At 68.0% G+C, this 26,792-nt stretch carries 15 protein-coding genes and 1 tRNA gene; 12 read left to right on the forward strand and 4 right to left on the reverse strand.

What is annotated here, in order from left to right:
• Positions 1–8 precede the first annotated feature (8 nt).
• The 5 genes from ACXJLH_RS14235 to ACXJLH_RS14255 all read left to right on the forward strand — a co-directional run bounded on the left by ACXJLH_RS14235 (position 9) and on the right by ACXJLH_RS14255 (position 5,797).
• Complete coding sequence (locus ACXJLH_RS14235) at positions 9–476, forward strand: hypothetical protein (protein ID WP_056199334.1); 468 nt, start codon at positions 9–11, stop codon at positions 474–476.
• Positions 477–530: 54 nt separating this feature from the next.
• Positions 531–893 (forward strand): response regulator, encoded by a 363-nt coding sequence (locus ACXJLH_RS14240; RefSeq protein ID WP_056199337.1) that lies wholly within the window; start codon positions 531–533, stop codon positions 891–893.
• A 25-nt stretch (positions 894–918) separates the two neighbouring features.
• Complete coding sequence (locus tag ACXJLH_RS14245; RefSeq protein ID WP_457444760.1) at positions 919–3,042, forward strand: chemotaxis protein CheA; 2,124 nt, start codon at positions 919–921, stop codon at positions 3,040–3,042.
• Positions 3,043–3,071: 29 nt separating this feature from the next.
• Positions 3,072–3,596 carry a chemotaxis protein CheW gene (locus ACXJLH_RS14250; protein WP_056199343.1) on the forward strand — a complete coding sequence of 175 codons (525 nt, stop codon included), beginning with the start codon at positions 3,072–3,074 and terminating at the stop codon, positions 3,594–3,596.
• An 86-nt stretch (positions 3,597–3,682) separates the two neighbouring features.
• Positions 3,683–5,797, forward strand: coding sequence for a methyl-accepting chemotaxis protein (locus ACXJLH_RS14255; RefSeq protein WP_457444762.1), 2,115 nt, complete (start codon positions 3,683–3,685; stop codon positions 5,795–5,797).
• Between the two features lie 28 nt (positions 5,798–5,825).
• On the opposite strand, the gene ACXJLH_RS14260 is transcribed toward ACXJLH_RS14255, so the two are convergent.
• Positions 5,826–6,962, reverse strand: a complete 1,137-nt coding sequence (locus ACXJLH_RS14260) for a serine hydrolase domain-containing protein (RefSeq protein ID WP_056199347.1) — start codon at positions 6,960–6,962, stop codon at positions 5,826–5,828.
• 250 nt (positions 6,963–7,212) lie between these two features.
• A complete protein-coding gene (gene alaS / locus ACXJLH_RS14265) occupies positions 7,213–9,837 on the reverse strand; it encodes an alanine--tRNA ligase (protein WP_457444764.1) in 2,625 nt (874 codons plus the stop codon).
• A gap of 103 nt (positions 9,838–9,940) precedes the next feature.
• On the opposite strand from alaS, the gene ACXJLH_RS14270 reads away from it, so the two are divergent.
• Complete coding sequence (locus tag ACXJLH_RS14270) at positions 9,941–11,425, forward strand: NAD-dependent succinate-semialdehyde dehydrogenase (protein WP_457444766.1); 1,485 nt, start codon at positions 9,941–9,943, stop codon at positions 11,423–11,425.
• A gap of 102 nt (positions 11,426–11,527) precedes the next feature.
• Here the strand turns inward: ACXJLH_RS14270 and ACXJLH_RS14275 are convergent, their stop codons facing one another.
• Positions 11,528–14,083 carry a TonB-dependent receptor gene (locus tag ACXJLH_RS14275; protein WP_457444768.1) on the reverse strand — a complete coding sequence of 852 codons (2,556 nt, stop codon included), beginning with the start codon at positions 14,081–14,083 and terminating at the stop codon, positions 11,528–11,530.
• A 412-nt stretch (positions 14,084–14,495) separates the two neighbouring features.
• On the opposite strand from ACXJLH_RS14275, the gene ACXJLH_RS14280 reads away from it, so the two are divergent.
• The 3 genes from ACXJLH_RS14280 to ACXJLH_RS14290 all read left to right on the forward strand — a co-directional run bounded on the left by ACXJLH_RS14280 (position 14,496) and on the right by ACXJLH_RS14290 (position 19,841).
• The gene (locus ACXJLH_RS14280; protein ID WP_457444770.1) at positions 14,496–16,172 is read left to right on the forward strand and encodes a bifunctional metallophosphatase/5'-nucleotidase; all 1,677 of its coding nucleotides are present in this window, start codon (positions 14,496–14,498) and stop codon (positions 16,170–16,172) included.
• A gap of 121 nt (positions 16,173–16,293) precedes the next feature.
• Positions 16,294–18,906: a response regulator gene (locus ACXJLH_RS14285; RefSeq protein WP_457444771.1), complete on the forward strand. Its 2,613-nt coding sequence runs from the start codon at positions 16,294–16,296 to the stop codon at positions 18,904–18,906.
• Complete coding sequence (locus ACXJLH_RS14290; protein WP_457324618.1) at positions 18,903–19,841, forward strand: diguanylate cyclase; 939 nt, start codon at positions 18,903–18,905, stop codon at positions 19,839–19,841. Before ACXJLH_RS14285 ends, ACXJLH_RS14290 begins: the two co-directional genes overlap by 4 nt.
• A gap of 189 nt (positions 19,842–20,030) precedes the next feature.
• Here the strand turns inward: ACXJLH_RS14290 and ACXJLH_RS14295 are convergent.
• Positions 20,031–20,104: transfer RNA gene (locus ACXJLH_RS14295), tRNA-Gly, on the reverse strand.
• A gap of 287 nt (positions 20,105–20,391) precedes the next feature.
• Between ACXJLH_RS14295 and ACXJLH_RS14300 the strand changes: the two genes are divergently transcribed.
• The 3 genes from ACXJLH_RS14300 to ACXJLH_RS14310 are packed head-to-tail and all read left to right on the forward strand — an operon-like array spanning position 20,392 to position 26,673.
• On the forward strand, positions 20,392–22,959 hold the full coding sequence (locus ACXJLH_RS14300; protein WP_457444773.1) for an ABC transporter permease: 2,568 nt from the start codon (positions 20,392–20,394) through the stop codon (positions 22,957–22,959).
• 5 nt (positions 22,960–22,964) lie between these two features.
• Positions 22,965–26,141, forward strand: coding sequence for a CHASE domain-containing protein (locus ACXJLH_RS14305; protein WP_457444775.1), 3,177 nt, complete (start codon positions 22,965–22,967; stop codon positions 26,139–26,141).
• Between the two features lie 31 nt (positions 26,142–26,172).
• A complete protein-coding gene (locus ACXJLH_RS14310) occupies positions 26,173–26,673 on the forward strand; it encodes a chemotaxis protein CheW (protein WP_056199375.1) in 501 nt (166 codons plus the stop codon).
• Positions 26,674–26,792 lie beyond the last annotated feature (119 nt).

Consider the following 26,792-nt stretch of genomic DNA (forward strand, 5'->3'; position numbering starts at 1 on the left):
GAGACACGATGCAGACAGAACCTTCCACCGCCGCCGAATTCGATGGAGCCGTGGCCGCCATGCCGCTGCTGGCGGCCGCGGAACTGCAGGATCACCTGATGACGGTGACGAACGACCTTGAGCGCCTGCAGCGCCTTCTCGACGATGCCGGTGAAGCCCTGTCCACGCATTTCTACAGCGCGTCCGGCGAGGTCATGTCCCTGCTCAGCAGCAGCGACGGCACGCCGGCCTCCGAAGGCCTCAAGCAGATCATGCAGGACATTGCCGGCGCCATCACCGCGCTGCAGTTCCAGGACATGGCGACCCAGCTCATCGCTCACACCAGCCAGCGCCTGCGCAACTGCGCCGACCAATTGGCCCGCGACGCCTTCGGTGCGGATGATGAGGACGGCGCGGCCGTCGTCGAGATCGCACCGCTGCGGCCCAACCCGGTCACGCAGGATGAGATGGACGCCGGCTCCATCGAACTTTTCTGAATCCCCCCAAGCTAAATTCAGCCCCCAGGCAACGTTCTCTCGGAGAAAACTCAAATGCACTCAATCCTCGCTGTCGACGATTCGGCCTCGATGCGCCAGATGGTGGCCTTCACGCTCAAGAACGCCGGCTTCAACGTGGTGGAAGCTGTGGATGGGCAGGACGCCTGGGAGAAATCGGGCCAGCGTGATTTCGACCTGGTGCTGACCGACCAGAACATGCCGCGCATGGATGGCATCAGCCTGACCAAGAAGCTGCGCGAGAACCCCAAGTTCAAGACCACGCCCATCCTGATCCTGACCACCGAGTCCAGCGATGCGATGAAGCAGGCGGGCCGGGCTGCCGGCGCCACCGGCTGGCTGGTCAAGCCCTTTGACCCGGCCAAGCTGATCGAAGTGATCGGCAAGGTCATTCGCTGAAGTTCGGTCCACCGGAGCAACAGCCATGGGCGACATGACCACAGAAGGCGCCAGCATCAGTGCTGGCATCGACCTCAGCCAGTTCTACCAGGTCTTCTTCGAGGAAGCCGGCGAGAACCTCGACAACATGGAGCGGCTGCTGCTCAATGTGAACGTCGAGGCGGCCGACGACGAGGAGTTGAACGCCATCTTCCGCTGCGCCCACTCCATCAAGGGTGGCGCGGCAACCTTCGGCTTCAGCGATGTCGCCGAGCTGACCCACCAGATGGAGACGCTGCTGGACAAGCTGCGCCGCCACGAGCTGCAGCCCAATGCCGCCATGGTGGACGTGCTGCTGCAGTCCGGCGACGCGCTGCGCACCCAGCTCGCCCGCCATCAGGGCTCGGGCGGCGACGTATTCGACACGACCGACCTGCTGGTCAGCATCAAGAGCTTCGTCGAAGGCGGCGGCGCGCCCGCACCTGCGGCAGCCGCTCCGGCACCCAAGGCGGCAGCCGCGCCCGCTGCCGCCGCGCCCGCCGTACCGCTCAAGTCCGGCGCGCGCCTGCTGGAGCTGCAGGTCGGCCCGCTGACCGACCTCAGCCTGGCCGACAACCTGGTCGAGCTGTTCAAGGAAATCACCGACCTCGGCAACATCGAGCCGCTGGACGCCGGCCAGAGTTCCGACGGCATGCGCCGCTTCAAGGTGCTGACCAGCTCGACCGACAACGACCTGCTGGACCTCTTCACCTTCCACGTCGCCCGCGAGCAGGTCAAGCTGATCCCGCTCGGCCCCGGCTTCGGCTTCTACGACGGTGCGCCCGGCGCACCACCGGCCGAGGCACCGTCCGCCGACCCCGGCTACGGCTTCTTCGATGACGCCCCCGGCGTGCCCGAAAGTGTCGCTGCGGCAGCGCCCGCCGCGGAGGCCGCGCCCACGGCCGCCATCGTGCCGACCCGCCCCGCCACGCCGGTCGCCAAGGCCGAGGCCAAGCCCGCGGCCATGGACCAGACGACGCTGCGCGTGTCGATCGAGAAGGTCGACCAGCTCATCAACCTCGTCGGTGAACTCGTCATCACCCAGGCCATGCTGGCCCAGAACAGCCGCGAACTCGACCCGGCGATGTACCAGCAGCTGACCTCGGGCCTGGCCGACCTGGAGCGCAACACGCGCGACCTGCAGGAATCGGTCATGTCGATCCGGATGATTCCGATGTCGACGGTCTTCAACCGCTTCCCGCGCATGCTGCGCGACCTGGCGGCCAAGTTGGGCAAGAAGGTCGAACTGGTCACCCAGGGTGAAGCCACCGAACTGGACAAGAGCCTGGTCGAGAAGATCACCGACCCGCTGACCCACCTGGTGCGCAACAGCTGCGACCACGGCATCGAGATGCCGGAAGACCGCACCGCCCGCGGCAAGCCCGAGCAAGGCACGATCACGCTGGTCGCTTCCCACCAGGGCGGCAGCATCGTCATCGAGGTTCGCGACGACGGCCGCGGCCTGAACCGCGACAAGCTCATCAAGAAGGCGCGTGAGAAGGGCATCGACGCGCCGGACACGATGACCGACGCCGAGTGCTGGAGCCTGATCTTCGCGCCCGGCTTTTCCACCGCCGATGTGGTCACCGACGTGTCCGGCCGCGGTGTCGGCATGGACGTTGTAAAGAAGAACATCACGTCGCTGGGCGGCACGGTCGAGATCGACTCGGCGGAAGGCTACGGCATGAAGGTGTCCGTGCGCCTGCCGCTCACACTCGCCATCATGGACGGCATGAGCGTGGGCGTTGGCGACGAGTGCTACATCCTGCCGCTGTCCTCCGTCGTCGAATCCTTCCAGGTGCAGTCCGACACCATCAAGACCGTCGCCGGCTCCGGCCGCGTCGTCGAGGTGCGTGACGAGTACATGCCCGTCATCGAGCTTGAGAAGGTGTTCGACGTGCCGCGCTTCGACTTCGAGCATGTCAGCTCCATCATGGTCGTCGTCGAGGCCGAAGGCGGCCGCGTCGCGCTGCTGGTGGACGAACTGCTCGGCCAGCAGCAGGTCGTCGTCAAGAACCTCGAAGCCAACTACCGCAAGGTCAATGACGTGTCCGGCGCCACCATCATGGGCGACGGCCGCGTGGCCTTGATCCTGGACGTCGGCAGCCTTGTGCGTCGTTCGCGCCATTGAACCATCACACACATAACTAGGAGGTCTGCATGGAAGCCAGCAACGTCCCTGCCCTGCGCCAACCCGGTGCCCTCAGCGCCAAGGCCCATGGCCCCAAGAGCGGCGAGTACCTGACCTTCCGCCTGGGCTCCGAGGAATACGGCATTGACATCCTGAAGGTGCAGGAGATCCGTTCCTACGAGCAGCCCACGCGCATCGCCAATGCGCCGGACTTCATCAAGGGTGTCGTCAACCTGCGCGGCGTCATCGTGCCCATCGTCGACCTGCGCCTGAAGCTGAACTGCCCGAGCGCCGAGTACAACAGCTTCACGGTCGTCATCGTGCTGAACGTGAAGAACCGCGTCGTCGGCGCCGTCGTGGATTCGGTCTCGGACGTGCTGGAGCTGAGCCGCGACGCGATCAAGCCGGCCCCCGAGTTGAGCTCGGCGTCGGTGGATACCAGCTTCATCACCGGCATCGGGTCCGTCGGCGACCGCATGTTGATCCTGATGGACATCGAAGGCCTGATGAGCAGTGCCGAGATGGGCCTGATGGAAGCGGCCATCGCCGCTTGACCGCCCTGCCCTGATTCCTGTTCACGTGCCCCCGCAACGAGGCGGGGTGTGCGGAGCCTTGCTTGCTTTGGCCCCTGGAGATTCGCATGAGTCAGCCCAACAACTCCATTGCCCGCCAGGTGTCTCTGACCGGCGCAGTCGCCGTTGCAGTGGTGCTGCTGGGTGTCAGCCTTATCGTCGGCACACTGCTGAAGCGGTCCGCCAATGACCAGGTGCAGACCTGGGTGGGCGACAAGGCCGAGTCGCTGATCGACGCGATGCAGGCGATGGACGACGTCGCCGCCAAGCAGATCCAGCGCAGCTTCGGCTCCTTCCGCCAGGATTTCGGCCCCAGCTTCACGCTGGACGAAGCCACCGGCGACCTGCGCGACTGGGGCCCCAAGCTCAATGGCAACTTCACCCAGGTCGACAAGTTCGCGGCCGTCAACGGCGGCGTGGCCACCGTCTTCGCGGCCAAGGGCGACGACTTCGAACGCATCACGACCTCGCTGAAGAACGAGAAGGGCGAGCGTGCCATGGGCACGCTGCTGGGCAAGCAGCACCCTGCCCATGCCACGGTTTCCGCCGGCAAGCCCTACACCGGCCGGGCGCTGCTGTTCGGCCGCGCCTACATGACGCATTACGAGCCGATCAAGAGCGACGCCGGCAAGGTTATCGGCATCCTCTTCGTCGGCTTCGACCTCGACGCCTTCGAGCTCGCCATGGACCGCATGGCCGGCAGCGCCAAGTTCTTCGAGCACGGCGGCACCTATATCGTGGCCGTGCCCAAGGACCCGACCAAGGCCCTGCTCGCCGCCCACCCGTCGGCCAAGGGCAAGCTGCTGTCCAGCGTCGCACCCGGCTTCGAGAAGACGCTGGCCGAACAGACCGCCAGCGCCGTCGTGCTGGACGACGTGCCCGATGTGCTGGGCAACGGCAAGACCGACAACTTCGCCGTGGCGCGCAAGAGCGAGAAGACCGGCTACTGGGTCGTCGCCCAGGTCTCACGCGGCGAGGCTCAGGCCGCCGGCCGCACGACGCTGTGGTTCTTCTGGGGCGCCCTCGCACTGACTGCCGTGGGCCTGGGCTTCGGGTTGATGTGGATGATGCGCCGTTGGGTCGCACAGCCGCTGGCCTCGCTGCAGAAGGCCGTCGGCGCGATTGCCGAGGGCGACCTGACCCAGTCGGTCAGCAGCAGTCGCAACGACGAGATCGGCTCACTGATCCAGGACACCGAGGGCATGCGCCAGCGCCTGGCCACCACCATCGGCACGGTGCGCAACTCGGTCGACAGCATCGGCACGGCCAGCACCGAGATCGCGACCGGCAACCTGGATTTGAGCCAACGCACCGAGCAGACAGCCAGCAACCTGCAGAACGCTGCTTCGTCCATGAGCGAGCTGACCGGCACCGTGCGGCAGACCGCTGACTCGGCCCGCACCGCCAATCAGCTCGTGCAGTCCGCCGTGGCGGCCGCGACACGCGGTGGCGAGGTCGTCGGCCAGGTCGTCACGACCATGGACGAGATCAATGTCGCCAGCAAGAAGATCTCCGACATCATCGGCACCATCGACGGCATCGCCTTCCAGACCAACATCCTGGCGCTGAACGCCGCCGTGGAAGCGGCGCGCGCCGGCGAGCAGGGCCGCGGCTTCGCGGTCGTGGCCGGCGAGGTGCGTTCCCTGGCCGGCCGCAGCGCGGAGGCGGCCAAGCAGATCAAGGCGCTGATCGGCAACAGCGTCGAGCGCGTCGAGAACGGCGCCCGCCTGGTGCAGACGGCCGGCACGACGATGGGCGAGATCGTCTCCAGCGTGCAGCGCGTGCAGGACATCATTGGCGAGATCAGCTCGGCCGCCACCGAGCAGAGCGAGGGCATCAATTCGGTCAACACCTCGGTCGTGCAACTCGACCAGATGACGCAGCAGAACGCCGCCCTGGTGGAAGAGTCCGCCGCCGCGGCCGAGAGCCTGAAGGAGCAAGCCCAGCGCCTTGTCGAGGCCGTCGCCGTGTTCCGCGTGGCCGGCAGCGAGCCGCAGCGCAGGGCCAGCGTCCCGGCACCGACGAAGGCGCACGCACCCGCTCCAAAGGCCGCAGCACCCAAGGCACCTTTCAAGGCGGCAGCACCCAAGCCCGCTGCCGCGAAGCCCGCCTCCGTCGTCGCGCCCCGCCCTGCCCCGGCACCGGCACCGGCGGCCGCCGAAGGCGACTGGGAAACCTTCTGAGCCCTGGGCGCTCCTTGTTGATGCCCGCCTAGGGCGCCATGGCCTTGAGCGTGGCAACTGCCACCGCGCGGACGGCTTTGTCGGCCTCGACGTCCTCGCTGGCGTTGCTGGTCACCAGCACGGCATCTTCGGTGTCCGGCTTCAGCACGATGAGGGCGAACCAGGCCTGATTGCTGCCGGTGTGGGCGAGGTGGCGGGCGTTCACGCCGGCCATGCTGTTCTGCGCCCGCCAACCAAGCGCAAACTTGCCGCCTTCACGCGCCGGTTGGTGCAACAGGTGGTAGGTCTGCGCCTTCAGCAGCTTGCCGCGTCCGTGCTCGCCGGCCATCTGGTCGACCGCGAACTTGGACCAGTCTTCCAGCGACATGGTGATGCCCCCGGCCGGCGCAATGACGGCGGGGTTGTCCGCCTCCACGCCTTCGACGGGTTCGCCAGCCTTGTGCCCCAAGGGCTGGCCGCGGTGGGTGGCACCAAACCCCGCGCTGCGCAGGCCCAGCGGCTCGAACAGCTCGCGTTGCAACAGGGTCTCGTAGGGCAAGCCAGCGGCGCGCTCGGCGGCCAGGCCGGCGATCAGCACACCCGAGTTCGAGTAGCCGTCGCCGGCACCGCGTGCAAAGGCGGGAGGCTGCGCCAACGCGATGCGGGCGAAGGCCAGGCGCTGTTCGTGCAAAGGGCGCTTGTCTTTGTAGAACACCGCCATCCAGGATTCATCAATGTCCGCTTGCAGGCCGGCCTGGTGTGCGAGCAGGTCACGCAGGGTGACGTCACGATAGGCGGCCTGCATGTCCACGGCCAGCTCGGGTAGCAACTGACTCAGCGGGGCGTCCCAGGACAACACGCCCCGTTCCACCAGCCGCGCGACCATCGTGGCCGTCATGGCCTTGCCGTTGGAGCCGAGGTGCCAGACATCGCCCGGCCGGACCGGTTCGGCGTCGCCCTTGGCGCGCAGGCCGGCCACCACAAGCTCCGTCACCTGGCCACCGCGTATCACCACGGCGCCCATGGCGGGCACCTTGCCGCCCACGCTGGTTTCGAGGCGAGCCTGCAGACCGAGGGTGGGCGCCGCCTTGACCGCAGACGCGGGCGCCTGCGGCGCATCGGCTGCAAGGACTGTGAACGAGGCGGCGCATGCGGCCAGGGCGATCGCGCAGATTCTGTGGTTCATCACGGGGTTTCTTCTGTTCTGGACACACCGATCCCGCGGCTCGACACGGCGAGGCAGGACCGCCCGCCATGCGGCATGGGGAGGGTTGGAGGGCCGGCGCAGTGTTGTCGGCGCCCTCCTCGCGGGCCAGCACTTGCCGACGAAACGCACGATCGTCGGCATGGTCGGCAGCTTGCTGCCCCAGGCCGTATCCATCAAAGAAAAAGGCCCGCGATCAGCGGGCCTGTTCAGGGCGAGGGCCAGGTGTTGACTACACGCGCTCAGCCACCCAGCCCGCCACGCTCTGCAGCGCCGCGGCCACGCCGGCCGGCTGCGTGCCGCCGGCCATGGCAAGGTCGGGCTTGCCGCCGCCCTTGCCGCCCACCTGCTGGGCGACGAAGTTGACGAGCTCGCCGGCCTTGACCTTGCCCACGCTGTCGGCGGTCACGCCGGCCGCCAGCTGGACCTTGTCGCCGTCGACCGCGGCCAGCACGATGGCCGCCGTCTTCAGCTTGTCCTTGAGCTTGTCCATGGTCTCGCGCAGCGTCTTGGCGTCGGCGCCTTCCAGCTTGGCGGCCAGCACCTTGATGCCACCCACGTCCACGGCCTGGGCCAGCAGCTCATCGCCCTGGGCCGATGCCAGCTTGCTCTTGGCAGCGGTGAGTTCCTTCTCCAGCGACTTGATCTGGTCCAGCACCGCGTGCAGGCGAGCGCCCAGCTCGTGCGGCGAGGTCTTGAGCGTCATGGCCGCGCCCTGCACCGTGGTTTCCAGCGACTGCAGATAGGCCAGCGCGTTGTCGCCGGTGACGGCTTCGACGCGGCGGATGCCCGCTGCCACGCCTGACTCGGCCACGATCTTGAACAGGCCGATGTCGCCCGTGGCCTTCACGTGGGTGCCGCCGCAGAGCTCCTTGGAGGAGCCGATGGACAGCACCCGCACGGTCTCGCCGTACTTCTCGCCGAACAGCATCATGGCGCCCGACTTCTGCGCGTCGTCCAGCGCCATGACCTGCGCTTTGGCGCCGGCATTGCCCAGGATCTCGGCATTCACGAGCGACTCGACCTCGCGGATCTCCTCGGCCGTCATCGGCGCGTTGTGCGCGAAGTCGAAGCGCGTGCGCTCGGCGTTCACCAGCGAGCCCTTCTGCTGCACGTGGGCACCCAGCACCTCGCGCAGGGCCTTGTGCATCAGGTGGGTGGCGCTGTGGTTGCGCACGGTCTTGGCGCGGCGCTCGGCGTCAACGCGGGCAACGAACACATCGCCCACCTTGACCGAGCCTTCCACGACCTGGCCATGGTGGCCGAACACATCGGCCTGGATCTTGACCGTGTCCGCGACGACGACGCGCGTCGTGCCGTTGCGCAGCTCGCCGGCGTCGCCGACCTGGCCGCCGCTCTCGGCGTAGAAGGGCGTGTGGTCGAGCACGATGACGGCATCGTCGCCGGCCTGCGCCTCGTTGACCTGAGCGCCATCGACGTAGATGGCCGTCACCTTGCTGTGCTCGCAGACGAGGTGCTCGTAGCCGTGGAACTCGGTCGGCGCGCCGCTGTAGGCCAGGCCTTGCGCCATCTTGAACTTGCCGGCGGCGCGGGCGCGGTTCTTCTGCTCGTCCAGCAGTTCGTTGAAGCGCGTCTCGTCCACCGTCACGCCGCGCTCGCGGCAGACGTCGGCGGTCAGGTCGACCGGGAAGCCGTAGGTGTCGTGCAGCTTGAAGGCCGTGTCGCCATCGACGTTGCCGCCCTTGGCGAGGGCTGCTTCGAGGATTTCCATGCCGGTGGCGATGGTCTGGAAGAAGCGCTCCTCCTCCTGCTTCAGCACATCGGTGACGCGGGCCTGCGCCTGGCGCAGCTCGGGGTAGGCCTCGCCCATCTCGGCACTCAGCGCCGCGACCAGCTTGTGGAAGAACGGCGTGCGTGCACCTAGCTTGTAGCCGTGGCGGATGGCGCGGCGGGCGATGCGGCGCAGCACATAGCCGCGGCCGGCGTTGCCGGGAATGACACCGTCGACGATGGTGAACGAGCAGGCGCGGATGTGGTCGGCGATGACCTTCAGCGACGGGCTGGTGGCGTCACAGTCGCCACCACCGGCCGCGTCCACAGCCTTCTTGGCCGCAGCCAGCAGCGTCACGAAGGTGTCGATCTCATAGTTGGAATGCACATGCTGCAGAACCGCAGCCAGGCGCTCCAGGCCCATGCCCGTGTCCACGCTGGGCTTGGGCAGCGGGTGCATCACGCCGTCTTCAGTCCGGTTGAACTGCATGAAGACGTTGTTCCAGATCTCGATGTAGCGGTCGCCGTCCTGCTCGGCCGAGCCCGGGGGGCCGCCAGCGACGTCGGGGCCGTGGTCGTAGAAGATCTCGGTGCAGGGGCCGCAGGGGCCCGTGTCGCCCATCATCCAGAAGTTGTCGGACATGTAGCGCGCGCCCTTGTTGTCGCCGATGCGCACGATGCGCTCGGCGGGCACGCCCACGGTCTTGTTCCAGATGTCGTAGGCCTCGTCGTCTTCCTCGTAGACGGTGACCCAGAGCTTGTCGGCCGGCAACTTGAAGTTGACCGTTAGCAGCTCCCAGGCATAGCTGATCGCGTCCTTCTTGAAATAGTCGCCGAAGCTGAAGTTGCCCAGCATCTCGAAAAAGGTGTGATGGCGCGCCGTGTAGCCGACGTTGTCCAGGTCGTTGTGCTTGCCGCCGGCGCGGATGCACTTCTGGCTGGTGGTGGCGCGTGAGTAGGCGCGCTTGTCAAAGCCCAGGAACACGTCCTTGAACTGGTTCATGCCGGCGTTCGTGAACAGCAGCGTCGGGTCGTCACCCGGCACGACGGGGCTGGACGCGACGATCTGGTGGCCTTTCGACTCGAAGAACTTCAGAAAGGTCTGGCGGATCTCGGCGGCTTTCATCCGGGGTTTCCTGGAAAAGGTCTGTGACAAGGAGCGGCGATTGTAGAGAGGGGGCTTTACATCGCCCGGGTAGAGTGCCTCTCAATTCGATTGGAGAACCTTGATGGACGCGAATTCGCCGCTGGAGGCGCTCGAGAATCCCGGTCTGCTGCGCACGCAGGCCCTGATCAATGGCGAATGGGTCGGCGGCTCCGCCACGTTTGCGGTCAACGATCCGGCTACCGGCCGCGAACTGGCCCAGGTGCCCAACCTCGGCCGCGCCGACGCCGATTCAGCCATCGCCGCCGCCGCCAATGCGCTGAACGCCTGGCGCTCCAAGCCGGCCAAGGAGCGCGCCGCGGTGCTGGTGCGCTGGCAGCAACTGCTGGTCAAGCACGCCGACGACCTAGCCCGGCTGATGACGGCCGAGCAGGGCAAGCCGCTGGCCGAAGCGCGCGGCGAAGTCATCTATGGCGCCAGCTTCCTCGACTGGTTCGCCGAGGAGGGCAAGCGCGTCTACGGCGAGACCATCCCGACGACCGACCCAACCAAGCGCTACCTGGTCATCAAGCAGGCCGTCGGCGTCTGCGCGGCCATCACGCCGTGGAACTTCCCGTTGGCGATGATCACGCGCAAGGTCGCCCCGGCCCTGGCCGCCGGCTGCACCGTCATCATCAAGCCGGCCGAGGCGACGCCGCTGACGGCCCTGGCTGCTGCCGAACTGGCCCAGCAGGCCGGCATGCCGGCCGGCGTGCTGAACGTGCTGACGGCGGACTCCCAGCAGTCCATCGAGATCGGCCAGGTGCTGTGCGAGAGCGATGTCGTGCGCCATCTGTCCTTCACCGGCAGCACGGAGGTCGGCCGCATCCTGATGAAGCAGTGCGCGCCGTCGATCAAGAAGCTCAGCCTGGAGCTGGGCGGCAATGCGCCCTTCATCGTCTTTGACGACGCCGACCTCGACTCCGCCGTGGAAGGCGCCATCGCCAGCAAATACCGCAACGCCGGCCAGACCTGCGTCTGCGCCAACCGCATCTATGTGCAGGCGGGTATCTACGACGCCTTCCTGGAGAAATTCGCGGCCAAGGTCGCGGCGCTGAAGACAGGTAATGGGTTTGATGCCGGCATCAATGTCGGGCCGCTGATCGACGCTGCAGCGCTGGAAAAGGTCGAGACCCATGTCGCCGACGCCATCGCCTTGGGTGCCAAACTGCTGGCGGGCGGCAAGCGCATCGAGACCGCCGGCGGCAACTTCTTCGAGCCGACGCTGCTGGCCGATGCGACGCCGCAGATGCTGTGCTCGCGCGAGGAGACCTTCGGCCCGGTGGCGCCCATCTTCAAGTTCCAGACCGAAGAGGACGCGATCCGGTTGGCCAACTCCACCGAGTTCGGCCTGGCCAGCTATTTCTACAGCCGCGACATCGGCCGCATCTTCCGCGTCGGCGAGGCGCTGGAGTACGGCATGGTGGGCGTCAACACCGGGTTGATCTCGACCGCCGAGGTGCCGTTCGGCGGTGTGAAGCAATCGGGCCTGGGCCGCGAGGGCGGGCGCCAGGGCATCGAGGACTATGTCGAGGTGAAGTACCTCTGCCTGGGCGACATCCACCGCTGAAAACCAGGCCCCGGCAACAAAAAAACCGCGAGGCAGCTTCTGGCTGCACTCGCGGTTGCCGAACCGACTGACCGGGCCTTGTGCACCCGGCAGTCAAGCTACTTACTCGAAATCCACGCTGAAGGTCAGCGAGGTGAAGCGCGGGGCACCGAGGTAGTAGAACTCGGTGCTGGCAGATTGCGATGCGGTCGAGCCATTCGTCGTCCGCAGCGGCGTTGCCTGCGTGTTGGTCAGGATCGAAGACGCGCTGCGGTACTTCGCATTGCCGATGTTGCTGACGTTCAGGCGCAGTTGGGCGTTCTTCAGCTGCGAGCCGAAGTTGCCGAACTTGAAGCCGGCGTCCAGGTCACCCGTGGTGTAGGCGGGGGCGGCTTCCTGGTTCATCAGGTCCACGTACTGCGAGCCGGTGTACTTGCCCTTCAGGCGCACATAGACCGGGCCTTGTTCGTATTGCACGGACAGGGCGGCCATCTTCTTGGGCGTCTTGCCGAACTCCTTGTCCTTGATCGGCAGGAAGCCGGTAGCGGTCAGCTGCAGATCGTCCGTGATCTTGCTCTTCTGCAGCGTCAGCGAGCCATAGGCCGAGAAGCCGCCGAAGACGCCGCTGCCGACTTCCATCTCCAGGCCACGGTTCTTCACGCCGCCGGCATTTACATAGGTGGTGACCAGGGTATTCGGGTCCGTCGCCGAGACCTGGCGGTTCTTGAAGTCTGAGCTGAACAGCGTAGCCGTGAACGAGATGTCCTTCGACTGGAAGCGGTAGCCGCCGTCGATCATCGTCGACGTTTCCGGCTTGACCTCTACAAAGGGCTGGACCGGGCCGCCGTTGACGGAAGCTACATAGACGCCGCTGGAGCTGACCTGATAGGCATAGTTCGGTGGTGCGCGGAAGTTCTTCGCGGCATTCAGGAAGACATGCTGTTTGCTGTCCAGGTTGAAGCGGGCACCGATTTGCGGCAGCGCCTTGCGGAACGAACGCGTAATGTTGAAGTCTTGGTAGACGTTGGCGCCCTTGGTATAGACGCCATTGACCAGCGTGTAGGTCGGGACCGGGGTCTCGCTAGCGTAGTTGGTCACGTCACGCGTCACATGCGGCAGGCGCAGGCCCAGCGAAATGAAGGCGCGGTCGTTCAACAGCGTGATCTGGTCGTTCAGGTAGATCTGGTAGGCGGTGCTGATCGTCTTGCTGTCGCGACCTTCGTAGCAGGTGCCGTCAGTGCGCTGGATGCAGCCGTCCTGCAGCCAGGGGTCCGCCGGCGTGCCGTCGGCATTGATGCGGACGCCCGGCTGGGTCTGGCGGTGCTGGGCACGCTCATACCACAGGCCCAGCTTCAGGTAGTGGCTGTCCAGCGTGGTGCTGAGTTCGCCGGTGATGCCGGGACGCATGGTCTTGGTCACGCTGGCGCGGCCCACGGCAACCTTGTCCAGCTTGTCGCCATCGCCATTGATGTCAATGGCGCCGCCAATCAGGCTAGTCCCCGAGCTACCGGTCTTGGCAGCGGTACCGGTTTCGTCAAGGATGACTTGCGACCAGCCGCCGTTGCCAAAGCCGTACCACATGTAGGGCTGGACCTTCAAATAAGTGTCCTGGGCGACCTTGAAGGAACCCGACACCGACGCAATCACGTTCTTGAACGGGTTCAGCGCCATGCCGTAGTAGACCGGCGACTGGGTGACGTCGGTCTGGGCCGTGCCGCCCACCGGTGTCTTCAGCGCCTTGAAGTTCGCGCCGTAGTCATAGTTGTAGCCATAGGGCGTGCCATTGGCATCAGAGCCAGAGGCAAAGGAGGCGGCGCAGCTGGAGAGCGGAACGAGCTGAGCTTGGCACAGGCTGACCGAGAAGATGTTCTGGTTGTACAAACGGTTGTACAGGATCGAGCCCAGGATGTGGTTGTCCTCGTTCAGGTCGAGCGTGAAGCCGGCGTCGACATGGTCCTTCTTGAGCTTGCCGACACCCTTCCACTTGTCGGCTTCGGCATGCGAATAGCTCAGGAAGACCTTGGCCTTGTTGTCCAGGAAACGACCCGTGTCGACACGCAGGAAGGAGCGGAACAGGTTCAGGCCACCGAACGTCTGCGAGAAGCGGAGGCGGCTCGTGTCATTCGGGTCGCAGGTGATCATGCTCACGCTGCCGCCGGTGGCGCCGCTGTGGGGCGATTCCAGCTCGGGAGAGCCCTGGGCCACCGAAGCGGTACAGAGGTTCTCCTTGTCGATCATTTCCTGGGCGTAGAAAGCATAGCCGCCCGAATCGTTGACCGGCACGCCGTTCACCGTGAAGCCGATCTGATCGGAGCCGAAGCCGCGGATGCTCACGTCGCCGCCGTTTAGGCCGGTCGCGTCGTAGTTGTAGGTGTTCACGCCGGGCAGCTGCGCAATGCTCTGCAGCACGTTTCCGGTGGCGATTTCCTTTTCCATCGCGGCCTTGGTGATCGTGCTGCGGCCCTTGACGGAGTCGTCATTGATCATATTGCCACCGGCCAGCTTGGCACCGGAACCAATGACCGTGATCGTGCCCAGGCGGACGGCATCGTCCTTGGCGCGCGGTGCGGCCTCTTCCTTGGCTTGATCCACCGGCGCTTGCTGCGCGTACACCGTGCCGGTGGCCAGCACGGAAACTGCCAGGGCGGTGGCGGTCTTGCAGAATAGTCTGCTCTTCATTCCTAGACTCCTAGTGGGTGCGCCAAGCGCGCGGGCTTCAACAGATTCAGTAGGGTGCCGTTCGTCGATGACCGCGGCAGAAAGACGCTTCGCAAAGCGCCCCGGAATTGTCATGACTTTCTGTGACAGAACTTTACGGGTAAGTCAGAAGTGGCCCGATTCAGACACTCGCGCCCGGCGTGAAGCACTGGGACAGTGCATCGCCGGCCGGCGACATTGCTCCCCGTTTTTGGCCCGCTGACTTGGGAATCACGGACCCAAGCCACGAATCGGGCCGCCTGTCGCACCGATATGGTGCAATCTTTACTGGAATGTAAACCTTGCGGCAGAACCTCGTGATGTCGCGAAACCGCGACAAACTCGCGCTACAAACCAACCTCCAAGATCCCAGCCTCCTCCAAGCCGCTCCGTCATGGCCTTTACCCACTCCTTCCGTCTCGCCACCGGCCTCGTGCTGGGCGCCCTGTTTGCCGGCTGCGCCACCCAGCAGCAGCCCGCCACGACAGAGCTGACGCTGCTGTCCATCAACGACTTCCACGGCAACATCCAGCCCGCCGACCCCACGCCGCTGCTGCCGCGCCTCCCCGACGCCACAGGCGCGCTCAAGTCCCAGCCTGCCGGCGGCGCCGCGTATCTGGCCACGGCCCTGGCCGCGCTGAAGGCCAGGAACCCCGATGCCCTGGTTGTGGCAGGCGGCGACCTGATTGGCGCTTCGCCACTGATCTCCAACCTGCTGCGCGACGAACCGACGCTGACCGCCATGTCCCAGCTCGGCATCGCCGCCAGCGCCCTGGGCAACCATGAGCTGGATGCCGGCCTGCCCGAGCTGCTGCGCCAGACCCGCGGCGAATGCGGCGCAGGCGGTTGCCTGTGGCCGGGCTACAAGGGCCCCGGCTTTCCCTATCTCGGCGCCAATGTGCTGGACGCGAACACCGGCAAGCCGCTGCTGCCCAGCCATGTCATCAAGCAGGCTGGCGCGCTGAAAGTCGCCATCGCGGGCGTAGCGACGCTGGAGACGCCGCATGTCATCGTCGCCCGGGCGATCAAGGGCATCCGCTTCGCCGACGAGGCCGACACGCTGAATGCGCTCGTCCCCCAGCTCAAGGCGGAAGGCGCGCAAGTGCTGGTGGCCGTCATGCACGAGGGTGGCGTTCAAGGAAGGGACGCCAGTGCCAACGATCCGAGCTACGCCTGCCCGACGTTGACCGGCCGCGTGCAGGACATCGCCAAGCGCCTGGACCCCGCCTACGCCATCATCATCGGCGGCCACACCCATCAGGCCTACACCTGCAAGATCGATGGCCGCCTCGTCGTGCAAGCCGGCAGCTATGGCGGCTGGATCACCGAAAGCCATCTCAAGTTCGACGCTGCCGGCCGCGTGCTCGATGCCCAGGCCGTCAACCACCCGGTGCTGCAGTCGGCCTACGCGCCCAACCCGGCACTGGCCGCCCTGGTCGCCCAGGCCGCCGCGCTGACCGAAGCAGCCCGCAACAAGCCGGTCACCACCTTGACGCAAGGCGCCTCGCGCAATGCCAAGGAGCCCCATGGCGACTCCGCGCTGGGCAACCTCATCGCGGACAGCCAGCTCGCCTTCGCGCGCAAGCAGGGCCCGGCCGACGTGGCATTCATGAACCCCGGCGGCATCCGCGCCGACCTGACCGTGAAGCCCGGCAAGCCCACGACGATGAGTGACCTGCTCGCCATCCAGCCCTTCGGCAACGACATCGTCGCGGTGACGCTGACCGGCCAGCAGCTGCTGGACATCCTGCAGCGCCAGCTGCCCAAGGGCGACGCCGCCCCGCGCATGCTGCAGCCCTCGTCGACGCTGCGCTACCACTGGCGCGCCGCGGCCGATGGCGTCGCCCAACTCGTCGACCCGCGCATCAACGGCGAGCCGATCGATCCGGCTCGCAACTACCGCGTCGTCATCAACAACTTCCTCTCCGAAGGCGGCGACGCCCAGGCGGGTTTCAAGCATGGCCGTGACCGCGCCGTGCTCGGCACCGACATCGACGCCCTCGTCGAGCTGCTGCGCGACAACCCACAGGCGCTTTCCCAGGCGGTGCCAGGCCGCATCGTGCGCGACTAGGGCAAACCTGTAACTTCTTGTAGCGACCCCGGCCCGGCGCCCTGACGAGGCCGCCCTAGACTCGAAGCGCCCGGCATTGATGGCCGGGCAGCAGCGGCTCGGGGGCGTGATGGCGTGGGACATGCAAGCCGGCGGTGACGCCCAGCCTCAGGCCGGTCCTGCAGCCGCGAGCCCCTCGCCCGGCACGCCCAGCCCCCTGATCCGCGAGGTCATCGCCCACCTGCCCTGCGGCCTGGCCGTTTTCGACGCCGAACGCCGTCTCCTCGTGCACAACGCCGAGTTCGAGCGCCTGCTCAACGTGCCGGCCTCCCTTTTCGAAGAACCGCCGCTGCGCTTCGACGACCTGATCCTCTTCTTCGCCGCCCGCGGCGACTATGGCGAAGGCGAACAGGCCCGCGCCGCGGTCGACGCGGCCCTGGCCCTGGGCCGCGACCAGCGCGCCAACCGCCTCGAGACCTACCGCACCGGCGAGCGCCTCATCGAGGCCCGCACGGCGCCCCTTCCCGATGGTGGCCTCGTGCTGACAGTCCTCGACCTGACGCCCCAGGCCCAGGCCCGTCTCGCCGCCGAGCGCGCGTCACAAGCCAAGACGCGCTTCCTGGCCAATATGAGCCACGAGATCCGCACGCCGATGAATGCCGTGCTGGGCATGCTGCGCCTGCTGCAGAAGACGCCACTGGACGCCCGCCAGCGTGACTACGCCGTCAAGAGCGAAGGCGCCGCGCGTGGCCTGCTCGGCCTGCTCAACGACATCCTCGACTTCTCCAAGATCGAAGCCGGCCACCTCGGCCTGGACCCGCACCCGACACGCCTGGACGAGCTGCTGCGCGACCTCTCCGTCATCCTGGCCGCCAACGTCGACAAGCGCGAGCTCGAGCTGCTGTTCGACCTCGACCCCGCCCTGCCGCCGGTCGTGGTCGCCGATGCACTGCGCCTGCAGCAGGTGCTCATCAACCTGGCCGGCAACGCCATCAAGTTCACGCAGGCCGGCGAGGTCGTGCTCGGCATCTCGCTCGTGTCGCAGAACGCCAGCAGCGTCGTGCTCGCCTTCTCGGTGCGCGACACCGGCATCGGCATCGCGCCCGAGCAGCAGCAGCGCATCTTCTCGGGCTTTGCCCAGGCCGAGGCGTCAACGGCCCGGCGCTTCGGCGGCACCGGCCTGGGCCTGGCCATCAGCCGCCGCCTGGTGCGCCTGATGGGCGGCGACATCCACATCGAAAGCACGCCCGGCAAGGGCAGCCGCTTCAGCTTCACTCTGAGCTTCCCCTTGCCCGCCGAGGAGTGCGCGCCGGCGCCGCGCCAGGCCCTGCAGGCCCTCGTCATCGACGACCATGCCGAGGCACGCCGGGTCATCGGCACACTGGCCCAATCCCTGGGCTGGACGGCACGCCTGGCGGCCAGCGGTGCCGAGGCGCTGGAGCTGATCGCCAGCGGCACGCCGGAGGTCGTGCTGCTCGACTGGGTCATGCCCGGCATGGATGGCTGGCAGACCGCCGTGCACCTGCGCCAGCGCCTCGGCCCCGAGCCGCTGATCCTGATGGTCACCAGCTACGACCGCGAACGCCTGGCCCAGCGCAGCGCGGCCGAGCAGGCCCTGCTCGACGGCTTCCTCGTCAAGCCCATCACTGCCACCCTGCTGAGCCAGGCCGTCAGCGCGGCCATCCAGGCGCGCTGCAGTGACGGCGAACCGCCCGAACCGGCACCGCAGCGCCTGGCCGGCCTGCACCTGCTCGTCGTCGAGGACAACCCCGGCAACCAGCAGGTCACGCGCGAACTGCTTGAACTCGAAGGTGCCCAGGTCAGCCTGGCCGGCGACGGCCAGCAGGCCCTGACCCTGCTCGCCCAGACCCGTGGCCGGCGCGGCTTTGACGCCGTGCTGATGGACGTGCAGATGCCCGTCATGGATGGAACGACAGCCACGCGGCTGATCCGACGCCAGCTGGGCCTGACCCTGCCCATCATTGCGATGACGGCGGGCGCGCTGGATGCCGAACGCCAGGCCTGCCTTGAGGCCGGCATGGACGAGCACATCGGCAAGCCCTTCGACCCCGATGTACTGGTCGCCGTGATCAGCCGGCGCTGCGGCGCTGCGCCCACGGCGCCCAGGACCGTGGCCGCCGAGCTGCCCCCCACCCTGCTGGCCGACGCGGGCCGTGCCGGCATCGCGCTGGCCGAGGCGCTCGCGCGCATGTCCGGCCGCATTGAGCTGTTCGAACGCACGCTGGCCGCCCTGCACGAACAGGACCGCAAGCTCGCCCGGGCCCTGGCCGAGGGTGGCCGTACCGCCACGCGCGGCCTGCATGGCTACCGCGGGCTGGCCGCCATGCTCGGCGCAGGGGAACTGGCTGCCCTGGCCGCCGAAGGTGAACATGCCGGCGCGCCCGATGAAGACTGGCGCCGCCGTTTTCTCGAGCGCCGCCAGGCCGACCTCGCCGCGCTGGACCGGCTCGCCGCCGACCTGCACGCCCGCCAGGCCCTGCACGACGATCTCGCCGAACAGCAGCGGCCCGCAGCGCCCGGCAGCCTCGCCCAGCGCGTGGACGCCCTCGCCGAACTGCTCGACGGCGCCGACCTCGCGGCGCTCGACTTCCACCAGGGCCTGCGCGAGCGGCTGCGGCAGAAGGGCGATGAAGGCACGGTGACTGCCCTCGATTCGGCCATGGAAGCCCTCGACTTCGGCACCGCGCTGACGCTGTGCCGCCGCCTGCGCACGACGCTGGAGGCCCCGACATGATGCAGCTCTCCCTGCCTGACCGCGCACCGCTGACGCCCGGCCACGCGCCGGCCGGCCGCCGCCCGCGCCTGCTCATCGTCGACGACCAGCCGGTCAACATCCAGGCCCTGCACCGCGTCTTCGCGAGCGATTGCCAGGTGCTGATGGCCACCGACGGCAGCCGCGCCCTGCAGCTGTGCCGCGACCGCCAGCCCGACCTCGTGCTGCTGGACGTGCAGATGCCCGGCATGGACGGCCACCAGCTCTGCGCCGAATTGAAGGCCGACCCGCTGCTGCGCAGCATCGCCGTCATCTTCGTGACCGCGCAGGACCAGCCCGAGGACGAGACCCGCGCGCTGGACGCCGGCGCGGCCGACTTCATCACCAAGCCCTTCAACCCCACCGTCGTGCGGGCGCGGGTGCGGACCCAGCTGACCTTGAAAGCCCAGTCGGACCTTTTGCGCGAGCTCGCCTTCATCGACGGGCTGACCGGCGTGCACAACCGCCGGCATTTCGACGAGCGCTTCATCGCCGAAGCCCGGCGCGCGCAGCGCTCGCGCTCGCCACTGGCCATCGTGCTCGCCGATGTCGACCACTTCAAGCGCTACAACGATGCGCTGGGGCACTTGGCGGGGGACGACTGCCTGCGGCGCGTGGCGGCGGCATTGCGGGCTTGCCTGCGGCGGCCGACCGACCTGCTGGCGCGCTACGGCGGAGAGGAGTTCGTCTGCCTGCTGCCGGACACCGATCTGGCAGGAGCGATCGGGGTGGCGCAGTTGATGGAGGACACGGTGAGGGCCTTGTCCTTGCCGCATCCGGGGGTGGAAGGCTGCGTGACGATCAGCCTGGGGGTGTCGGCGGGGTCGCAGGCCCAGGGGCTGGTGGAGGCGGCGGACAAGGCGCTGTATTTGGCGAAGGCGGCGGGGAGGGGGCGGGTGAGTTGGGTGGAGGGGTGACGGGCGGCGGGAAGGAATGCTCGGAATGCGATGGATCGGTCGGACCGATCCCTCGGCCTCGCTGGTACTCGGCCCGGCGCACGGCGCCGTCCAAGAACAGCCACTGGCTGTCCTTGAGCGAACCCGGGTGGGTTCTCATCCCAAGGCCCTGTCCAAATGCGAACGGCCCCGAGTGGGGCCGTTGGCATTTGGAGCGGGTGATGGGAATCGAACCCACGTAGTCAGCTTGGGAAGCTGAAGTTCTACCATTGAACTACACCCGCAATGGGCCGCGAGTTTACGTGACCCAGAGGCTCAGACCAGGAAGGTCGAGGTCATGTTGAGCAGCACGCCATGAGGCGATGGGAATGCTCGGAATCGGCTGGACCGATTCCTCGGCCTCGCTTGTACTCGGCCCGGCGCTGAGCGCCGTCCAATGACAGCCGCTGGCTGTCATTGAGCGAACCCACGTAGTCAGCTTGGGAAGCTGAAGTTCTACCATTGAACTACACCCGCAATGGGCCGCGAGTTTACAGGGCTGAATGCGATTCCCACGGCTACAGTCGCGCGCATGACGTCCTCCGCCTCGCCCGCCCAGCGTCCGCCTGCCACTTTGCTGATCGCCTGGCGCCAGCTGCTGCGGGACTGGCGGGCCGGCGAGTTGCGCTTGCTGATGCTGGCCGTGGCCCTGGCCGTCGCGGCGCTGTGCGCTGTGGCCTTCCTGTCCGACCGCCTCGACCAGGGCCTGCGCCGCGACGCAGCCAAGCTGCTTGGCGGCGATGCCGTCGTTGCCAGTGACCAGCCCACGGCCCCTGCCCTCGTCGACCTGGCCGCCGCCCAGAACCTGACCACCGTGCGCACGGCCACCTTCCCCAGCATGGCGCGCAGCGACGAAGCCCATGGCGGCGAGAGCCGGCTGGTGGCCGTGAAGGCCGTTGGTGCGGGTTATCCGCTGCGCGGCAGCATCAAGCTGCGCGAGGCCCTGCCCGGCCGCAGCGGTGCGCCAGCCGCCGGCGAGGTCTGGGTCGATCCGGCCGTAGCCGATGGCCTGGGGCTGAAGCTCGGTGACTCGCTGCTGCTCGGCGACGCGAAGCTGAAGCTCGCCGCGCTGATCGAGACCGAGCCGGACCGCGGCGCTGGGTTCATGAGCTTCGCGCCGCGCGTCATGCTGGCCGAGGCCGACCTCGCCGCCACCCGTCTCGTGCAGCCCGCCAGCCGCCTCACCTACCGCATGGCAGTCGTGCCCGGCCCGGGCGCAGCACCGGGTGCCGTCGGCCGCTTCGTGGCCGGCGCCGAGCAACTCGTCGAGAAGGACAAGCTGCGCGGCGTGCGCCTGGAGTCGTTGGAGTCCGGCCGCCCCGAGATGCGCCAGACGCTGGACCGCGCGGCCCGCTTCCTGCGCTTGGTGGCCATGCTGTCAGCCCTGCTCGCAGCCGTGGCCGTGGCGCTGGCGGCACGCGACTTTGCAGCCCGCCATCTGGACGACTGCGCCATGCTGCGCGTGCTCGGCCAGCCGCAGCGCCGCATCGCCTGGGCGTACGGGCTGGAGTTCCTGCTCGCAGGCCTGAGCGCCAGCGCGGTCGGCGTGCTGGGCGGCCTGGCCCTGCACCAGGTTTTCGTGTCGCTACTGGCCGGGCTGATCGACGTCGACCTGCCACCGCCCAGCATCTGGCCGGCGCTGCTGGGCCTGGGCCTGGGCTTGTCGCTGCTGCTGGGCTTCGGCCTGCCGCCGGTGCTGCAGCTCGCCGCCGTGCCGCCGCTGCGCGTCATCCGCCGCGACCTCGGCGCGCCCAAGGCCGGCTCACTGCTGGTGCTCGGCGCGGGTGTGGCGGGCCTCGCGGCCATCCTCGTCGTGCTGGCAGGCGACGTGAAGCTCGGCGCCATCGCCGCCGCAGGCTTTGCCGCCGCGGTGCTGCTGTTCGCGCTGCTGGCCTGGGCCGCGGTCTGGCTGCTGCGTCGCCTGGTGCCGGTCAATGTCAGTGGCGCCGGTGTGCCGCGCTGGCTGCTGCTGGCCACGCGCCAGGTCGCGGCACGGCCGGGCTTTGCAGTCATGCAGGTGTCCTCGTTGGCCGTTGGCCTGCTGGCGCTGGCGCTGCTGGTGCTGCTGCGCACCGACCTGATCGACAGCTGGCGCCGCGCGACGCCGGCGGCCGCACCGGACCGCTTCGTCATCAACATCCAGCCCGACCAGGCAACAGCCTTTCGCAAGACGCTGACCGACGCCGGCGTGAAGGACTACGACTGGTACCCGATGATCCGCGGCCGCCTGACGGCGATCAACGGCGAGCCGGTGCAGGCCAAGCGCTTTGCCGAGGAACGCGCCCAGCGCCTGGCCGAGCGCGAGTTCAACCTCAGCCACACGGCCGACAAGCCGGCCCACAACCAGATCACCAGCGGCCGCTGGGGTGATGCCAAGCCCGACGAGACCGGCCTGAGCGTCGAAGAAGGCCTGGCCCAGACGCTCGGCCTGAAGCTCGGCGACACGCTGGCCTTCGACATCGCCGGCCAGCCCGTGCAGGGTCGCATCACCAATCTGCGCAAGGTCGATTGGTCGTCCATGCGCGTCAACTTCTTCGTGCTGTTCGAGAAGGCAGAACTGCCCGAACTGCCGTCCACGCAGATCGCCGCCTACCGCAGCCCGCCGGCCACCAAGCTGGACCGCGAGCTGGCGCGCCAGTTCCCCAATCTCACCGTCATCGACGTGTCGGCCCAGCTCAATCAGGTGCAGGGCGTGCTGGACCAGGTCATCCAGGCGGTGCAGTTCCTGTTCAGCTTCACGCTGGCCACCGGCCTGGTCGTGCTGCTGGCGGCCGTGGGCAGCACGCGCGAGGCGCGCACGCGTGAGTTCGCGCTGATGCGGGCCCTGGGCGCGCCGTCGTCGCTGCTGGCCCAGGTGCAGCGCGCCGAGCTGCTGGGTGTCGGCGCCCTGGCCGGCTTCCTGGCCGGCACTGTGGCGCTGGTGCTGGCGGCCCTGCTGGCGCGCTTCGTCTTCGAGTTTGACTGGCACATCAAGCCCTGGGTGCCGCTGGTTGGCGCGGCCTGCGGCGCACTGCTGGCCTGGAGCGCCGGCTGGTGGAGCCTGCGCGGCGTGCTGCAGCGGCCCGTCGTGCAGACGCTGAGGGAGGCCCAGGCCGAATGAAGGCCATGCGGCCGCTGAGCGCCCACGACGTGGGCCGCTACCTGGCGCTGTCGGCGGCCATCGTCGCCGTCTACTACGTGCTGGCGCGGCTGGGCCTGCTGATGGTGCTGCCGCCCTACCAGGTCGCGCCCATCTACCCCGCCGCCGGCTGGGGCCTGGCCGTGCTGCTGGTCTGGGGCCTGCGCTACACGCCGGCGGTGGCTTTGGGATCCTTCATCGTGCAGGCCACGACGATGAACGAACTGAGCGGCGTGCTGCCGCTGGCCCTGGGCATCGGCCTGGGTGCCGCCGCCCAGGCAGTGGCCGGCACGCTGCTGATGCGGCGCTGGTGCGGCCGGCCGCTGGTGCTGGCCTCGCCGCGCGAGATCGCCGGCTATCTGTTCGCGGCGGCGCTGGCGGGCGTCGTCAGCCCAACTTGCGCGAGCTTGGTGCTGAAGGCCTTCGGCGTCATCGCCACCGCGCAGATGGGCTTGGTCTGGACGATCTGGTGGACCGGCGACCTGATGGGCGTGCTCATCGCCACGCCGATCACCCTGGCCCTGATCGGCCAGCCGCGTTCGGCCTGGGCAACGCGGCGCTTCAGCGTCGGCCTGCCGATGCTGCTGACCACGCTGCTCGTGGGCCTGGGCGTGGCCGTCACGATGGAATGGGACCGCCAGCGCAACCGCGCCGACTTCACGCGCGACGCGACCAGCGCCGCCCAGGACCTGGCCGGCCGGCTGCGCGAGCCGCTGCTGGCACTGGAGGGCGTGCACGGCCTCGTCAAGGTCAAGCCAAGGCCGACGCGCGCGGAGTTCGCCCAAGCGACGAGCGGCTTCCTGACCGAGGAGAGCCCGTTGATCGCGCTGGGCCTGACGCTGCGTGTTGCGCGCGCCGACGTCGACCGTTTCAACGCGGCCGCCGCGGCCGATGCCTTTCCCGGTGGCTACCAGGCGCGCGACCGCCTGCGTGCGGGCGACCTGCGCCCACCGGCGGACGAGGACATGCTGGCCATCCGCCTCATCGAACCGCTGTCGCGCAATGCCGGCGCGCTCGGCGTGAACGTGCGCACCATCCCCGGCGCGCGGGCGGCCATCGAGCGCGCCGCTTCACTGGGGAAACCGGTGGCGTCGGCGGGCTTCCAGCTGTCGCAGGACAAGGAGGCCGCGGTCGGCGTCGTGGTCTACCAGCCCCTCTACCGGGGTCAGGCGGCGCCCAGCGAGCAGGCCCTGGACGGCGTCGTCTTCGCCACGCTGAGGCCCGACCTGCTGCTGTCGCGCCTGGCGGCCAACTGGCCCGAGCATCTCGGCGCCTGTCTCGTCGACCTGGAGCGCGGCGCGCTCTATCCGCGACTGGGCGGGCGCCTGGGCTGCGAGGCCGTGCAACGTGGGGGTGCCGACCTGCCCCTGGTCAAGATGCCGCTGGAGTTCGGCGGCCGGTCATGGGAGATTCGCATCTATGACCTGCCCGGCTTGGTGCAGGCGCCGGGGCGCAGCTGGGCCTTCGCCCTCGTCGGCCTGCTGGCCACGGCCATGGTGGGCGCGCTGCTGCTGCTGATGTCGGGCCGCACCCAGCATGTCGAGGCGCTGGTGCAGGAACGCACGGCCGCGCTGGAGCGCGAGGTTGCCAACCGCGCCCAGGGCGAACGCGCGCTGAGCCAGAGCGAGCAGCGCTTTCACAGCATCTTCGAGACTGCGCCCATCGGCATCGCCTTCACCGACCTCAACGGCGGCTTCCAGGAGGTCAATGCCCATTTCTGCCATCTGGTCGGCTACACGGCCGAGGCGCTCGCGAACAAGCGCTCCATCGACGTGACCCATGCCGATGACCGTCGTGAGGACATCCGCCTGGCACGCCGGCTGATGCGCGGTGAGATCCCGTTCTACCGCCGCTTGAAGCGCTATATCCGTCCCGACGGCAGCACCGCCCATGCGCGCGTGCTGGTCAGCCTGCTGCGCGGCGCGGACGGCCGGCCGCACCGGCTGGTGGGCATCATCGAGGACATCACCGACCAGCTGCGCATCGAGGAGCTGGACCGCGCCCGCGAGGCCGCCGAGGCGGCCAACCAGGCCAAGAGCGAGTTCCTGTCGCGCATGAGCCATGAGCTGCGCACACCGATGAACGCCATCCTCGGCTTCACGCAGCTGATGCAGATGGACGCCGGTGAACCGCTGGCACCGGGCCAGCGCGCACGCGCCCAGCAGATCGCCCAGGCCGGCTGGCATCTGCTGGAAATGATCAACGACACGCTGGACCTGTCGCGCATCGAGGCAGGCTCGCTGCGCCTGGAGCCTGTGCTGCTGGAGCTGCCGCCGCTGCTGGCCCGGGCCTTGGCGCTGGTGCAAGGTCAAGCCGCAGAGCGCGGCCTGGCCATCAGCCAGCGTATCGACCCGGCCGCCGTGCGCCTCGTCGGCGACCCCACGCGGGTTACCCAAATCCTGACCAACCTGCTCAGCAACGCGGTCAAGTACAACCGCCCAGGCGGCAGCGTCAGCGTCGAGGTGGCTCGACCTGAGCTGGGGTGGGTCGAAATCGCCGTGCGCGACACCGGGCTGGGCCTTACCGAAGAGCAGCGCGCCGCCCTCTTCCAACCTTTCAACCGCCTGGGCCGCGAGCGCAGCGGCCTGCCGGGCACGGGTATCGGCCTGGTCATCAGCCAGCGCCTGGCCGAGATGATGGGCGGCAGCCTGCGCGCCGAAGAGCAGGACGGCCCCGGCGCCTGCTTCGTGCTGAGGCTGCCGGCCAGCGGCGCTGCCGCTGCACTGTCCCAGGAGACAGCCCCGGACGAACCGACCAGCCCGCGCCCCAGCCCCCAGCGGAGCGTGCTCTACGTGGAGGACAACCCGCTCAACGCCGAAGTCATGCGCGGCATCCTGGAGCAGCGGCCCGGCATCGAGCTGGAAGTGGCGCCGACCGTGGAAGCCGGCCTGCGCGCCTTGCGCGAGCGCCCGCCGGCCCTGCTGCTGCTCGACTGGCAGCTGCCCGATGGCGACGGCCTGACGCTGCTGAGCCGCATGCGCGAGCTGGGCCAGCCGCTTCCCCCGGTCGTCGTCGTGTCGGCCAATGCCCAGCCCGAGCAGATCGCCGCCGCCGAGGTGGCGGGCGCCCAGCACTATCTGACCAAGCCGCTGGACGTGCGTGAATTGCTCGCCCTGGTCGATGAATTGTTGGCGCCGGGCTCCGTCGTAGCGGGGGCAGAATGAGGGCCCAGTCCCCAACACGCGTCAGCGCCCGATGAGTTCCACCGATCTCGTTCCCAGCACCGGTGCCCAGGCCGTGCAGGCCCTGGCACGCACCGATGGCCGCCAGTTCCTGACCTTTCGCATCGGCGCAGAGGAATACGGCCTCAACATCCTGCGCGTGCAGGAAATCCGCTCTTACGAGCCGCCCACCCGCGTTGCCAATGCACCGGCCTTCGTCAAGGGCGTCGTCAACCTGCGCGGCGTCATCGTGCCCATCGTGGACCTGCGCATCCGCCTGGGCCAGGCCGGTGAATACAACGCTTTCACCGTCGTCATCGTGCTCAATGTGGCCGGCCGCGTCGTCGGTGTCGTCGTGGATTCGGTGTCCGACGTGCTGGAACTGAGCGCCGACGAGATCAAGCCGCGCCCGGAAGTGGCCGCCGCCCTGGACGCCCGCTTCATCACCGGCCTAGGCAAGCTCGGCGAGCGCATGCTGATCCTGCTGGATATCGAGGCCATGATCAAAAGCCCGGATTTCGGTCTGGTCGACTGAAGGAAAGTTAGCGATYGCTGACTGTTTCACCGTTGGAAACATTGCATTCCAGCAGCGTCACGAACTGACTTAGCACTCGCCAAACCAGAGTGCTAATATCCTGCTCACCGCGGCATTCC

Source organism: Roseateles sp. P5_E4 (assembly GCF_054049255.1).

Coding starts and splice junctions, on each gene's coding strand:
- ACXJLH_RS14305 (WP_457444775.1), top strand. CDS start 22,965: ATGCGGCCGCTGAGCGCCCACGACGTGGGCCGCTACCTGGCGCTGTCG.
- ACXJLH_RS14255 (WP_457444762.1), top strand. CDS start 3,683: ATGAGTCAGCCCAACAACTCCATTGCCCGCCAGGTGTCTCTGACCGGC.
- ACXJLH_RS14240 (WP_056199337.1), top strand. CDS start 531: ATGCACTCAATCCTCGCTGTCGACGATTCGGCCTCGATGCGCCAGATG.
- ACXJLH_RS14285 (WP_457444771.1), top strand. CDS start 16,294: ATGCAAGCCGGCGGTGACGCCCAGCCTCAGGCCGGTCCTGCAGCCGCG.
- ACXJLH_RS14250 (WP_056199343.1), top strand. CDS start 3,072: ATGGAAGCCAGCAACGTCCCTGCCCTGCGCCAACCCGGTGCCCTCAGC.
- alaS (WP_457444764.1), bottom strand. CDS start 9,837: ATGAAAGCCGCCGAGATCCGCCAGACCTTTCTGAAGTTCTTCGAGTCG.
- ACXJLH_RS14280 (WP_457444770.1), top strand. CDS start 14,496: ATGGCCTTTACCCACTCCTTCCGTCTCGCCACCGGCCTCGTGCTGGGC.
- ACXJLH_RS14245 (WP_457444760.1), top strand. CDS start 919: ATGGGCGACATGACCACAGAAGGCGCCAGCATCAGTGCTGGCATCGAC.
- ACXJLH_RS14290 (WP_457324618.1), top strand. CDS start 18,903: ATGATGCAGCTCTCCCTGCCTGACCGCGCACCGCTGACGCCCGGCCAC.
- ACXJLH_RS14260 (WP_056199347.1), bottom strand. CDS start 6,962: ATGAACCACAGAATCTGCGCGATCGCCCTGGCCGCATGCGCCGCCTCG.
- ACXJLH_RS14270 (WP_457444766.1), top strand. CDS start 9,941: ATGGACGCGAATTCGCCGCTGGAGGCGCTCGAGAATCCCGGTCTGCTG.
- ACXJLH_RS14310 (WP_056199375.1), top strand. CDS start 26,173: ATGAGTTCCACCGATCTCGTTCCCAGCACCGGTGCCCAGGCCGTGCAG.
- ACXJLH_RS14235 (WP_056199334.1), top strand. CDS start 9: ATGCAGACAGAACCTTCCACCGCCGCCGAATTCGATGGAGCCGTGGCC.
- ACXJLH_RS14300 (WP_457444773.1), top strand. CDS start 20,392: ATGACGTCCTCCGCCTCGCCCGCCCAGCGTCCGCCTGCCACTTTGCTG.
- ACXJLH_RS14275 (WP_457444768.1), bottom strand. CDS start 14,083: ATGAAGAGCAGACTATTCTGCAAGACCGCCACCGCCCTGGCAGTTTCC.